This window comes from Sphingobium sp. (assembly GCF_033795625.1).
GTDB lineage: Bacteria > Pseudomonadota > Alphaproteobacteria > Sphingomonadales > Sphingomonadaceae > Sphingobium.
The window spans coordinates 66567-78218 of sequence record NZ_JARYGI010000003.1 but is presented as its reverse complement, the minus strand read 5'-3'; the positions used below and the strand labels follow the sequence as shown (position 1 = coordinate 78218).

The following is an 11652-nucleotide window of genomic DNA, read 5'->3' as shown; positions in this document are numbered from 1 at the left end:
ACATGGCACCACCTAAAGTCGAAAAACTCATCACCGCCATCGACATCGGGTCCTGGAAAGTCTCGGCGCTGATTGCAGGCAAGACGGATACAGGCGAGCTTGCCATTCTGGGGACCGGCCAGCGCGAAAGTCGGGGCGTTCGGCGCGGCTATATTGCCGACATGGAGCGCACGGAAATGGCAGTGCGGGAAACCGTCGAGCAGGCCGAGCGCGTGGCGGGCCTCAATATCGAGGATGTGTGGGTCTCCTTCTCCGGCGGGAGCCTTGTCAGCGATGTGGTGACAGTGGAGCGAGGGCTGGGCGGCTATCGCGTGGAGCAGGCCGATATCGACGATCTGCTCACCACCGGCAGGCAGAGCATCGATCCCGATGGCCGCATCGTTCTCCATGCGCAGCCGACATGCTTCACGCTGAACGGCACCGAAGGCGTGAAGCGCCCGCTCGGCATGCACGCGGACAAGCTGGGCGTCGACATCCATGTCGTGCTGGCCGACGGCGCGCCGCTGGCGAACATGGAGATGTGCGTGCGTGGCGCCTATCTCGATGTGAATGCGGTGGTAGCCGCACCCATCGCCACGGGGCTCGCTTGTCTGTCCGAGGAAGAGCGCGACCTGGGCGTGGCGCTGGTGGAACTTGGGGCGGGCGTCACCAATGTCTCGCTTTATGTCGGCGGCATGTTGGTGGGCCTCCATTCCATTCCCATCGGTGCGTCGGACATCACGGACGACATCGCTTCTGCCTTCGGCATTCGCCGCAGTCAGGCGGAGCGGATGAAGTGCTTCTATGGCTCGGCTATGCAATCGCGCCGCGATTTCCGGGAGATGATCGAGATCGCGCCGATTTCCGGCGACGTGGCAGCGGGCGAGGGGGGCAAGATCACGCGCGCGGCGCTGGTCGGCGTCATCTGCGAGCGGCTCAATCAGTTGATGGCGGAAGTGAATGCCGCCTTGAAGGGCATGGGCTTCAATTCGCCGGTCGGGCGACAGGTCGTGCTGACGGGTGGCGGCGCGGAGATGAAGGGCATCGCCGATTATGCGCAGAGCGCGCTGGGCCGCGCCGTACGCATCGGCCGCCCTCGGGGCCTTGCTGCGCTGCCCGAAGCGCACAGTGGTCCCGCTTTTGCCACGCTTGCCGGATTGGCGCTTTACGGCGCATCCAATCCGGTGGACCTGCGCAGCATGACACCAGCGCCCCAGACCGTGCACAAGATGGGTGCGTCGGCATGGTGGCAGCGGATGATGGGCGCACTGAAAGCGAATTACTGAAGGTCTATGCCAAGTTTAGCGAAGATCAAAAAAGGTGATGAATTGCCTTTTCAACTAGTGCATGAAGTAAATATTACGTTTCGCCGCGTGCCGGGCGAGACTGAGGGAGCGTCAAGAATATGAGCATTGAACTCGGCCCGCCGCAGGTGGATGAGCTTAAGCCACGCATCGCGGTCATCGGGGTCGGTGGAGCTGGTGGCAACGCTATCGCCAACATGATAGCGGCGTCTGTCGAAGGCGTAGACTTCATCGTCGCAAATACCGATGCGCAGGCATTGAATGCCTCGCCCGCGGAGCGCCGTATCCAACTGGGTCCCCGGATCACCGAAGGTCTTGGTGCAGGATCGCGCCCTGAAATCGGTCGCGCGGCGGCGGAAGAAACCATTGCGTCCGTCGAGGAAGCGCTTGCGGGCGCGCATATGTGCTTCATTGCGGCGGGCATGGGCGGCGGCACCGGAACTGGCGCAGCCCCGGTCATCGCCAAGGCGGCGCGTGACCGTGGCATACTGACGGTCGGCGTCGTGACGAAGCCGTTTACCTTCGAAGGCTCGCGCCGCGCGCGTTCCGCTGAGGCAGGCATTGACGAGCTACAGAAGCATGTCGACACGCTGATCGTCATCCCGAACCAGAACCTTTTCCTGGTCGCAAACCCGAACACCACCTTCAAGGAAGCCTTCCAGATGGCGGACGAGGTGCTGCAGCAGGGTGTGCGCGGCATCACTGACCTGATGGTCATGCCCGGCCTCATCAACCTCGACTTCGCGGACGTCCGCTCGGTAATGGGCGAGATGGGCAAGGCGATGATGGGCACTGGCGAAGCCGAAGGCGATGGTCGTGCCTTGCAGGCCGCGGAAAAGGCGATCGCCAATCCGCTGCTCGATGGCGTCAGCATGAAGGGCGCGAAGGGCGTCATCGTATCCATCGTCGGCGGTGAGGACATGCGCCTGATGGAAGTCGACGAGGCCGCGAACCATATTCGCGAACTGGTCGATCCCGACGCGAATATCATCTGGGGTTCGGCATTCAACGACAGCCTGAACGGCCGGATTCGTGTTTCCGTGGTTGCGACCGGCATAGATCATGAAGCGTCGAATGCACCCGCTGCCCCATCGCAGCCCTTCAGCTTCGCGAACCGCCCGGCGGTTTCCACGCCGGTCTCCACTCCCGTTGCGCCACCCGCACCGCAACCTGTAGCTGCAGCGCCAGTTGCCGCGCCGGTAGCGGAAGAAGAGGCTGAGCCGTTGGACCTGGGCACTGCTGCCGAGTCAATGGAACCTGCTCCCGCGCCAGCCCCTTTGGCTGCGCCCTTGGCAGCGCCGAAGTCTCCGGTAGTGATCTCCGATCTGACAGACGAGGAAGAGTTGCTGCTGGGCGGCGACAAGGCGCCTGAGCCAGTGGCCGAGCCAGAGCCCGCCCGCGCCGCGCCGCGTGTTGCAACGGGCGGCGGAACGCTGTTCGAGCGTATGTCCGGGCTCTCGCGGGGGGTGGACAAGGCGGCTGATGCCGATGCGAAGGCCAAACCCGGCGGCATCGACATACCCCGTTTTCTTAACCGTCAGAACAACCAGTAACCCGTTCCAGTCTCGGCCCCCACGGTTCATCCGGGCGGGCCGAGCTTCTGCCGCATGACGTTGTTTTCGTACATTTTCCGTTCACCGATGATCGGGCTAAGGACCAGTGTTGTGACTCTGCGTTCTTCCTTCAATGCGATTATCGGTAGCGCCTGCATTGCAACGATCGGGCTCGCAGTCCCGGCCTTTGCTCAACAGGCGGGCGGCTTTTCCCAGCTCGATGTCCGGCCATCGGATGCGACGGCCAGCCTCAACGCGAGCCTGACGCGTCTGGGAGATAACCCCCGGGATGTCGGTGCGCTGATCGGGGCGGGCGAAGCGGCTCTCTCCTTGAACGATCCCAATGCAGCTACCGGGTTTTTCGCGCGAGCGGACGAGATCCAGAGCGGTAATGGAAGGATCAAGGCTGGCCTGGGGCGCGCGATGTTGCAATTGCAGAATGCGACCGAGGCGCTGCGGCTATTCGATCAGGCGGAGAGACTGCGGTATCCGGTCGACAGTTTCATCGGGGATCGCGCGCTTGCCCGGGATCTGACCGGCGATCAGGCCGGGGCGCAGCGCGATTATCAGGTCGCTTTGCGCGCAAAGCCGAATGACGCCGAGCTTTTGCGCCGCTACTCGATTTCGCTGGGCATCTCAGGGCAAGTCGATGCTTCGGAAAAGGTGATCGAACCGCTTCTCTACAAGAACGACCGGGCGGCGTGGCGCAATCGGGCCTTTGTCCTTGCTATGAATGGGCGCGAGCAACAGGCGCGCACCATCACCCAGACGGTCATGCCCAAGCCATTGGCCGATGCTATCCAGCCCTATATGGATCGCATGGCGGGGCTTACACCGGCGCAACGTGCAGCGGCGGTGCACTTCGGCAATTTTCCGGCCACTGCCGGGGTCCGCATTGCTTCCAATAACGTTGCCGTTCCGAAAACGGTGCAGCCAGTGCCTTCCGCAACGCCGCGCCGTCAGGTCCAGGAAGCGCCTTCTGCGCCGGTTGGCAATATGACGGTGCGACAGCCAGCGCCGTCTCAACCAGCATCGAGTGGCAGTGCCTTGGCATCTGGCCCGCTCGGCCCTAGTGCTCGCTCCGTCGCGCCGCCTGGCCGGACTGATCGGCCCGTCATTCAACAGGGTGCTCCCGTAATGCCGGTGCAGGCAAATCCCGTTCCCGTACGGCCGGCGCCTCCTGCTGCTTCTCCTGAGCCTGCCCCGTCGGCGCCTGTGCAGAGGCGTGTTCTGCCCTCGCCCGGTTCCAACGCCGTGGTGCAAGGGCCCATCGACCCGGCACCCGCTCCACAGGCGGCTTCAAGATCGCAGCAAACACCGATGCAGCCCGCAATTTCCGCCACGCCCGCGGCTTCCGGAGCAGTTGATTCACCAACACCAAATCCTGTGGCGACGCGCACTCTTGCCGATATCATGCGCGAATTGAATGTTCCTGACAGCGAGAGGCGGACGCAAGTCGCTGCGGTAGACGTCAGCGAACTCGTGGCGTTGCAGGAAAAAAAGCGTCAGGCGGCTCGGGCAGCGGCGGAAAAGGCGAAGCGGGACGCTGCAGCCAAGGTCAAGGCTGAGGCGGACGCCAAGGCGAAGGCGCTCGCTGCAGAAAAGGCAAAGCTGGCGAAAAACCCATCGCGCAACTGGGTTCAGGTTGGCACCGGACAGAATATCTCCGCACTCGGCTTCACGCTTCGTGGTTTGCGCAAGAAGTATGACAGCCTGTCTGGCCAGAGCGGCTACACCGCCGCTTGGGGACGCACAAACCGCCTTGTGGTTGGTCCCTTTTCCTCGTTCGCCAAAGCAAAGGACCTTGAAGCGACAATGAAAAGGGCGGGCGCGGATGTCTTCGCCTGGCAAAGTGAAGCCGGCGAGGAAGTCGTTCCGCTCGCTAGCAACTAGGGCAGGTTTGCCGCTGCCATGGCCAAGGCTCGGCCCCGTCGGAGCCGGACATGTTCGCGCCATGCTATATAAAGGCCGCTGGCGACGATAAGTATCGCGCCGACCCATGTCGTCGCGAGCGGCCAGTCATTCCATAGCAGCCATCCGAACAGCGTCGCCCACAAGATGGTGCTATAGTCCATTGGCAGAACGACAGAGACCGGAGCCCATTTCAAGGCGCCTGTCATACACAATTGCGCGATTCCGCCGCTGATCCCCAACCCGATGAGGATGGCCCAGGTCATCGCGTCATGAGGCTGCGCGACGAAGATCATTGCGACGCCCAGCGGAGGCAGGGAAAGCAGGGTGAACCAGAAAACGGTAGCGCCTGCGCTCTCGGTCTTTCCCAGATCGCGAAGGAGCAAGTTGACGCATGCGGTGGTCACGGCTGCTCCCAGCGCGACGCATACTCCGATAAGGGGGAAGTGCGAGGCATCCGGTCTCACCATGACGAGAACCCCTGCGAATCCGACAAGCACGGCCGCCCAACGGTGAATGCCTGTCGCTTCTTTCAGAAGGAATGCCGAAAGGATCGTCGCGAAGATCGGCATGGAGAAGCCGATCGTCGTTGCCTCGGTGAGAGGCAGCAGTATGAAAGATCCGAAATTGAGTACCATGCCCGTCAAGCCGACCGCCGTGCGGCTAAGGTGTTTCCCTATCTTTCGCGTGCGGACCGCAGTTGGGCCTTGAGTGAAGCAAATCCAGCTGAAGACGACCGGGAGCGCCAAGGCTTGACGGTAAAAGAGCGATTCCAGCAATCGAACACCATGGGCGTCCGCAAGCTTCACCAGAGCAAACATGATCGTGAGGAACAGCATCGCGGTAAGGCGTAGTCCGATCGCCAGGAAAGGACGTTCTTCGCGAGGTGCGCCCGGACCGGAAGCCGAAGGCACAGGATTAGCTGTGGTGTGCATGGCGCCGCTTTACCCGGTTTGCGGCGGCGCGCAATGCAGCTCCGGCGATGCGATCCGGTGGCTATGTCCGACCGAGCGCCCCTTTATGGCTTCACGAACTTCAGCGTCATGCGGTCGCTCTCGCCAACCGCAAGATACTTCGCCTTATCAGTATCGCCTTCCGAGAGTACGGGAGGCAGGGTCCACACGCCCTTGGGCCAGTCCGCCGTGTCCCTGGGATTGGCGTTGATCTCCGAGGAGCCGACATATCTGAACCCCGCCGCTTCGGCGAGACGGCGCACTGTGGAGACCTTCAGATAGCCCGACGACTTCTCGGCGGCCACGTCCCGCGCCTCGGGCAGCCTGTGGTCGACGATGCCGAGCGTGCCGCCGGGCTTCAGCATCGCAAAGAATGCCTGGAAGCTGGCCGCTTCCTTGCCGCCCATCACCATGTTGTGAACGTTCCGGAAGGTCAACACGGTATCAACGCTATTCGCCGGGATGCCCGTGTCGGGCCAGGGCACCAGCTTCACTTTGCCATATACATCAGGCGTAGCGGCGAGCTTGGCTTTCAGGCTGTCGAAGCCTTTGCCGGGAGCCTGTGCGGCGTAGAAAGTCCCCTTGTCCTTCAAAAGCGGCGCAAGGATCTCGGTGTACCATCCCGCCCCGGGAGAATATTCGACGACGGTTTGAGCGGGGGTGACGCCGAAGAACGCCAGCGTCTCGACCGGGTGACGGTACTTGTCGCGCGCGGTATTGGCGGCAGTCCGGTTCGGTGCGGCTACAGCGGCGCTGATCGCTTCGCTGGAGGCTCCATGGACGCTTGCGGCCGGCATCTTCGAATGATCCATAGTGCTGTGATCGGCCGCATGCTGCGCCAGGGCAACAGGAACCGCGGCGACAATGCTCAACATGGTGGCGGCAGTGATTGCAGTGAGAATTCGCATCGGTCGGTCCTCTCCGGGGAAGTCGCGATCATGACCGGGTGGGCCCTGGGGCGCAAGGAGAATGGCTAAGCAGTTGTGAATCGGTGGGTCAATGGCTCGCGCGGTGGTTCAGCTCGTGCCCCAGCGCCAAAATGGCGACTCCAACGATCGTGTAGACGCTTTCTTCCAGCCCGTGATCCATCGAAAGCGCTCCGGCCATCACGCCCAATCCGAGCGATCCGACCGCAGCGGGCATCATGAAGCTGTGCTTCAACGCGCCGTGGCCAAGTGCCACTGCCCCGATCAGGATCGCCAGAAACATGCCAGCTTCGTGAATCAACGGGTTGGCAAGGATACCTCCCGCAGACGCCAACAGCGCCAGCAAGACGACAGTTGCCACGCAATGCGCTGCGCACAGGCCGGAAACAGCGACAGCAATGCGGTCGACCGTGCCTTTTTCCAATGCAGAGCGGAGGGTGAGCAACATACTCACGCGACATAGGCGCATCTTCGTGAAGATACAACATCACATTGGGAATTAATAAGCCAGTTCATGCTTACGCCGGGCGGCTGGCGATACTGCTTGAAACCTGGACGGGGCAGGCGCAGAAGCGCGCTCATGCCTGCGTCGCTCAGCCAATCGGCGTTTTCGCGCCGTTCCTCGCCCCGTCCGCGATCCATAGCCGCATGGCTGCTGGCGGTTGCCGTCCTCGTCTTTGCCATGGTCGTCGTGGGCGGGATCACGCGCCTTACCGAATCGGGTCTTTCGATCACCGAATGGAAGCCGATCAGCGGCGCGCTGCCGCCGCTCTCGCACGCGGACTGGATGGACGCATTCGAGAAGTACAAGCAGATCCCCGAATATCGGGAGATCAACAAGGGCATGAGCCTTTCGGACTTCCAGTTCATCTTCTTTTGGGAATGGACGCACCGATTGCTGGGGCGCGTCATCGGGCTGGCGTTCGCGCTCCCCTTGGCGTGGTTCGCGTGGAAGCGGGCGATCCCGGCGGGATATGGCCCGCGCCTGTTCGCTCTGCTGATGCTGGGCGGTCTGCAGGGGGCGATCGGCTGGTGGATGGTGGCGTCCGGCCTTTCGGTGCGGACCGATGTCAGCCATTATCGGCTCGCGGTGCATCTGCTGACGGCTCTGTTCGTGCTGGCGGGACTGGTGTGGACGGCGCTTGATCTGCTGGGGCAAGCGGCGGACACGCGGGCGCTTCCGGCGCGGCTGAAGGGCTTTGCGGTGCTGGCGGCACTGGTGCTGTTCGTGCAGCTCCTGTTCGGCGCTTATACGGCGGGGCTCAACGCAGGTTATGTCGCCAATACGTGGCCGCTGATGAACGACCACTTCTTTCCCGAAGGCGTACAGTGGCTGGGCTCGCTCTGGAGCACGGTCAGCAATGACCCGTTCCTCATTCACTTCATTCATCGCTGGTGGGCGTTCGTCACGGCGGGTGTGCTGATCCTGCTGGCGCGGCGGGCGAAGCGGGCAGGCGCGCGCGGGGCGTCGATCGCATTGAACGCGAGCGTCGGGACGCAGGTGCTGCTGGGCATCGCGACGGTCATCAGCGGCATCGCCTTGCCGCTTGCGGTTCTGCATCAGGCAGTCGGCGCTTTGGTGGTCGCCAGCGCGGCGTGGAGCGCCCATGCGATAGGGGCAAAACGCCGCTGAGAAACCTGATGGTATCATAATACCCGTCAGGAAACCCGCGCTATAGCTTGACTTATGGGCCATGTGCCGTCATTAGCGCGCATCCCCCGAACGGCGGCTTCGCCATCGGGATCGTATTCAACAGGAGATTCGGCCCATGAAGGCGCTGATGAAGACGACCAAGTCGGCGACCCCGGCTACGGTCGACAAGAAATGGGTGCTGATCGACGCAGAAGGCCTGGTTGTAGGCCGTGCGGCTTCGATCATCGCCAACATTCTGCGCGGCAAGCACAAGCCGAGCTATACCCCGCATATCGATTGCGGCGACAATGTCATCATCATCAATGCCGGCAAGGTGAAGTTCACCGGCAAGAAGATGACCGACAAGATCTACTACAAGCACACCGGCTATGCCGGCGGCATCAAGGAAACCACGCCTGCCAAGATCCTGGACGGCCGTTTCCCCGAGCGCGTGCTGGAGAAGGCGATCGAGCGCATGATTCCGCGCGGTCCGCTGGGCCGTCAGCAGATGCGCAACCTGCGCGTTTTCGCCGGTGCCGAGCATCCGCACGAAGCGCAGAACCCCGAAGTGCTCGACCTCGCGTCGCGCAACCGCAAGAACAAGGTGGGTGCATAATGTCCGATAACCGCCAGTCACTCTCCGACCTCGCCGAACTGACGTCGGCAGCGCCGGTCGCCGCCGCTGCTTCGGCGCCTGCGGAAGCTTCGGCTCCCGTACAGCCCGCAGCGCCGACGATGCCGTTGCGCGAGCAGGAAATCGACGGTCTGGGCCGCGCCTACGCAACCGGCCGCCGCAAGGACGCCGTTGCCCGCGTATGGATCAAGCCCGGTTCGGGCAAGGTCACGATCAACGGCCGCGACCAGGAAATCTACTTCGCCCGTCCGACGCTGCGTCTGGTTCTGAACCAGCCGTTCACCGTCACGGATCGCGTCGGCTCCTATGACGTCATCGCGACCGTCAAGGGCGGCGGTCTTTCCGGTCAGGCAGGCGCCGTCAAGCACGGCATCAGCCAGGCGCTGACCAAGTACGAGCCTGCGCTGCGCAGCGCGGTCAAGGCCGAAGGCTTCCTGACCCGCGACAGCCGCGCCGTCGAGCGTAAGAAGTACGGCAAGGCGAAGGCCCGCAAGAGCTTCCAGTTCTCGAAGCGCTGATTTCGAGAATATATCAACCTCGGAAAGGGCGGTCCTCATGGGATCGCCCTTTTTCATTTGAGCTTCTGCCCCGCCGGTGAGATCATCGGCCGCGTGAGGCAATGGGCGTGGAGACGGCAGGATGGGCGAGCGGTTCGAGCGCCATAAGCAACCCTGGACTTCGGAAGAGCTGGCCAAGCTGCGCACGCTGGCGGCCAAGGGCATGGCGATGAAGGCCATCGCCAAGGCTCTGACGCGGAGCGAGGAATCCATCAAGGATCGCGCGAAGGCGGACGGGATCAAGATCGCCAAACTGCGGTGAGCGCGCGGGCGGCGGCCTTTCCTCTGCGCTCCGACGAGGAGGGGTGGGCTGCGCCTGCGCCAGGGGACGGCGTTGCCGGACCGACCCGCAAGCTGGAGGCGCAGGTCGCCCAACTGGTCCGCGCGGCGGCGTTCCTGGCCCGCGATCCGGCGGCGGTGCGGGGCGACCGGCCGATGCCGCGGCGCGTGATGGGCAATGGCCTGCGCGAACTCGACATATTCCTGGTGGACATCGTGGCGGAGGCGGCGGGGCTGCGGCGGGGGCGGCGTGTCTATTGCGCGGCGGAGGCGTGGCGGCGGGCCGGGCCAAGGATCGGGCTGGCGGAAGGGCAATATCGTGGGCTGGTCCAGCTGCGGGCCGCCCAGAACCGGATGACCTTCGAGCCTGCGCGATATTGGGTCGGGCCGCCCTATCCGCTGGCGCTGGCCTGCGCCCTGTATAGCGCGCTCGGGCTGGCGGTTCTGGAGGGGGTAAAAGGCTCGGAAGGTGACAAAGGTGACACTACGTCACCCCCCACTGGGGCTCTTTCGGCACCTGCCCGATTGTAGGATTTTTTTGCGGCCTCGCCGCCGTTCGCCGTGGGTTGGGAGATGCGTGTCCGGTTGGGCCTCAAAAAATTCCGCCCAGGAGACGCGTGTAGCTTAGAGTATGACATCAGGTTGATTATCCACCGTTCGTGCTGAGTAGAGACTGCGCTTATCGAAGGCTCATATCGAAGCGTCCTGCGATGTACCTGATCCTTCGATACGCCATTTCGACAAGCTCAATGGCTACTCAGGACGAACGGCTCACTGTAACGTCCTTATGCTTCCAGAGGCGCTGCCGACCTTTCGCACCTTCGCAGTCGCGCCCGCTCTGATGCAGTCATTGGCGTTCGGCTGTAGGGCTGAACGTCGCAGGGAATTTCGGCCGTGCACTACAGGGCTCCCTCTGGTGTCAGGTGGAGCCGGATATAGCCCATTGCCCGGCGTGTAGGACAGCCTTCGACGTCAGCGGATCACTGGCAGCGACGTATAGGGGATCTGGATGTAGTCCAGCACCGTTCCGGCCGCTCTTGCCGCCTTCGACCGTGAGGAACCGAAGAACAGTTCCTTGAAGTTGATGCCGACGCCGACATAGGGGCGGCGGCGCGGGGATTCGCCGCGCGCCTTTTCATGCGCCGTGAAGCCCGTCGCATAATAACCCGCGTGGAGTTCCAGAAAGCGGAGCGGCGTGTCGCGCAGGCGATCGAAACCGCTGAGCGTCGCGGCGAGGATGTAGCGCTGCTGCCGGTAATGGCGCTGGCCCTTGAAGGTGTAGACGTCGGAATTGGGAATGATCATCAGCCGGAAATCGAGCTTGTCCTTGAGCCCCGGCACAGTGTTGCGCAGGGCGGAGAACAATGCGCCGCCAGTGTTGAACGCCACGTCCTCGATCGAGAAGCCGCTGGACTTCTTGTGCGCGTCGAACAGCTCCGCATAGAATTGCAGGCCCATGCCCATTGCCGCCGCAGCCATCGCATCGCCCGGCTGCCCGCCGGTCTTGCGCGTTAGCCGCCAGTGGAGAAGTTCCGTCATGATGTAGGCGTTGTAGGCGTGCGCCATCTTGTCCAGGCCGAGCGCCTTGGTGTCCCTGCCGAACCATCCTTCGTCCTGGAAGTGGAAGGAGCGCGTGCCTTCCGTGACGATGATCTGCGTCACGGTGGTGTAGGCGAAGATGCCGCCGACTTCCCACTTCACTGCGCCGAGTTTCTCGCCGAAGCTGTCATAGCGTTCCGGGTCGGGCGGCGGCGCGGCAGACGGGGGCTGGTCCGGCGGGCCCGAGATTTGCGGCGCGGGCGCGGTGGCATCATCGAGCCTGGCAAGATCGAAGGTCATCGGGGAGATCTCGGCATGGGCGGGGAAACTGCCGAGCGCAACGACCATGAGCAGCACGGACATGCTGCGCCAACATATTCCGAC

Annotated in this window: 12 protein-coding genes; 8 read left to right on the top strand and 4 right to left on the bottom strand. The window is 63.0% G+C overall.

Features of this window, described 5'->3' with window-relative positions:
- Positions 1 to 2 precede the first annotated feature (2 nt).
- The 3 genes from ftsA (at position 3) to QHC67_RS02490 (ending at position 4729) form a co-directional block, all read left to right on the top strand.
- On the top strand, positions 3 to 1265 hold the full coding sequence (ftsA, locus tag QHC67_RS02500) for a cell division protein FtsA (RefSeq protein WP_319290577.1): 1263 nt from the start codon (positions 3 to 5) through the stop codon (positions 1263 to 1265).
- A 119-nt stretch (positions 1266 to 1384) separates the two neighbouring features.
- Positions 1385 to 2836, top strand: a complete 1452-nt coding sequence (gene ftsZ / locus QHC67_RS02495; RefSeq protein WP_319290574.1) for a cell division protein FtsZ — start codon at positions 1385 to 1387, stop codon at positions 2834 to 2836.
- A 111-nt stretch (positions 2837 to 2947) separates the two neighbouring features.
- A complete protein-coding gene (locus tag QHC67_RS02490) occupies positions 2948 to 4729 on the top strand; it encodes a tetratricopeptide repeat protein (protein WP_319290572.1) in 1782 nt (593 codons plus the stop codon).
- Here the strand turns inward: QHC67_RS02490 and QHC67_RS02485 are convergent.
- The 3 genes from QHC67_RS02485 to QHC67_RS02475 form a co-directional block, all read right to left on the bottom strand.
- Positions 4726 to 5682 carry a DMT family transporter gene (locus tag QHC67_RS02485; protein ID WP_319290570.1) on the bottom strand — a complete coding sequence of 319 codons (957 nt, stop codon included), beginning with the start codon at positions 5680 to 5682 and terminating at the stop codon, positions 4726 to 4728. The genes QHC67_RS02490 and QHC67_RS02485 overlap by 4 nt on opposite strands.
- A gap of 83 nt (positions 5683 to 5765) precedes the next feature.
- Positions 5766 to 6608 carry a methyltransferase gene (locus QHC67_RS02480; protein WP_319290569.1) on the bottom strand — a complete coding sequence of 281 codons (843 nt, stop codon included), beginning with the start codon at positions 6606 to 6608 and terminating at the stop codon, positions 5766 to 5768.
- Between the two features lie 88 nt (positions 6609 to 6696).
- Complete coding sequence (locus QHC67_RS02475) at positions 6697 to 7074, bottom strand: MerC domain-containing protein (RefSeq protein ID WP_319290741.1); 378 nt, start codon at positions 7072 to 7074, stop codon at positions 6697 to 6699.
- Positions 7075 to 7206: 132 nt separating this feature from the next.
- Between QHC67_RS02475 and QHC67_RS02470 the strand changes: the two genes are divergently transcribed.
- The 5 genes from QHC67_RS02470 to QHC67_RS02450 all read left to right on the top strand — a co-directional run bounded on the left by QHC67_RS02470 (position 7207) and on the right by QHC67_RS02450 (position 10260).
- Complete coding sequence (locus tag QHC67_RS02470) at positions 7207 to 8259, top strand: COX15/CtaA family protein (RefSeq protein WP_319290566.1); 1053 nt, start codon at positions 7207 to 7209, stop codon at positions 8257 to 8259.
- A gap of 136 nt (positions 8260 to 8395) precedes the next feature.
- Positions 8396 to 8875, top strand: a complete 480-nt coding sequence (rplM, locus tag QHC67_RS02465; protein WP_319290564.1) for a 50S ribosomal protein L13 — start codon at positions 8396 to 8398, stop codon at positions 8873 to 8875.
- The gene (rpsI, locus tag QHC67_RS02460; RefSeq protein WP_319290561.1) at positions 8875 to 9411 is read left to right on the top strand and encodes a 30S ribosomal protein S9; all 537 of its coding nucleotides are present in this window, start codon (positions 8875 to 8877) and stop codon (positions 9409 to 9411) included. The genes rplM and rpsI overlap by 1 nt, the downstream gene beginning before the upstream one ends.
- A gap of 121 nt (positions 9412 to 9532) precedes the next feature.
- Entirely contained in the window at positions 9533 to 9712 is a 180-nt protein-coding gene (locus tag QHC67_RS02455; protein WP_319290559.1) for a hypothetical protein, read from the top strand.
- Positions 9709 to 10260 (top strand): hypothetical protein, encoded by a 552-nt coding sequence (locus tag QHC67_RS02450; RefSeq protein WP_319290557.1) that lies wholly within the window; start codon positions 9709 to 9711, stop codon positions 10258 to 10260. Before QHC67_RS02455 ends, QHC67_RS02450 begins: the two co-directional genes overlap by 4 nt.
- Positions 10261 to 10701: 441 nt before the next feature.
- Here the strand turns inward: QHC67_RS02450 and QHC67_RS02445 are convergent, their stop codons facing one another.
- A complete protein-coding gene (locus QHC67_RS02445) occupies positions 10702 to 11631 on the bottom strand; it encodes a DUF2279 domain-containing protein (protein WP_319290555.1) in 930 nt (309 codons plus the stop codon).
- Between the last annotated feature and the right edge of the window lie 21 nt (positions 11632 to 11652).

Excerpts from the sequence above, each read along its gene's own strand:
- ftsA (WP_319290577.1), top strand. The coding sequence starts at position 3 with ATGGCACCACCTAAAGTCGAAAAACTCATCACCGCCATCGACATCGGG.
- ftsZ (WP_319290574.1), top strand. The coding sequence starts at position 1,385 with ATGAGCATTGAACTCGGCCCGCCGCAGGTGGATGAGCTTAAGCCACGC.
- QHC67_RS02485 (WP_319290570.1), bottom strand. The coding sequence starts at position 5,682 with ATGCACACCACAGCTAATCCTGTGCCTTCGGCTTCCGGTCCGGGCGCA.
- QHC67_RS02480 (WP_319290569.1), bottom strand. The coding sequence starts at position 6,608 with ATGCGAATTCTCACTGCAATCACTGCCGCCACCATGTTGAGCATTGTC.
- QHC67_RS02475 (WP_319290741.1), bottom strand. The coding sequence starts at position 7,074 with ATGTTGCTCACCCTCCGCTCTGCATTGGAAAAAGGCACGGTCGACCGC.
- QHC67_RS02470 (WP_319290566.1), top strand. The coding sequence starts at position 7,207 with ATGCCTGCGTCGCTCAGCCAATCGGCGTTTTCGCGCCGTTCCTCGCCC.
- rplM (WP_319290564.1), top strand. The coding sequence starts at position 8,396 with ATGAAGGCGCTGATGAAGACGACCAAGTCGGCGACCCCGGCTACGGTC.
- rpsI (WP_319290561.1), top strand. The coding sequence starts at position 8,875 with ATGTCCGATAACCGCCAGTCACTCTCCGACCTCGCCGAACTGACGTCG.
- QHC67_RS02455 (WP_319290559.1), top strand. The coding sequence starts at position 9,533 with ATGGGCGAGCGGTTCGAGCGCCATAAGCAACCCTGGACTTCGGAAGAG.
- QHC67_RS02445 (WP_319290555.1), bottom strand. The coding sequence starts at position 11,631 with ATGTCCGTGCTGCTCATGGTCGTTGCGCTCGGCAGTTTCCCCGCCCAT.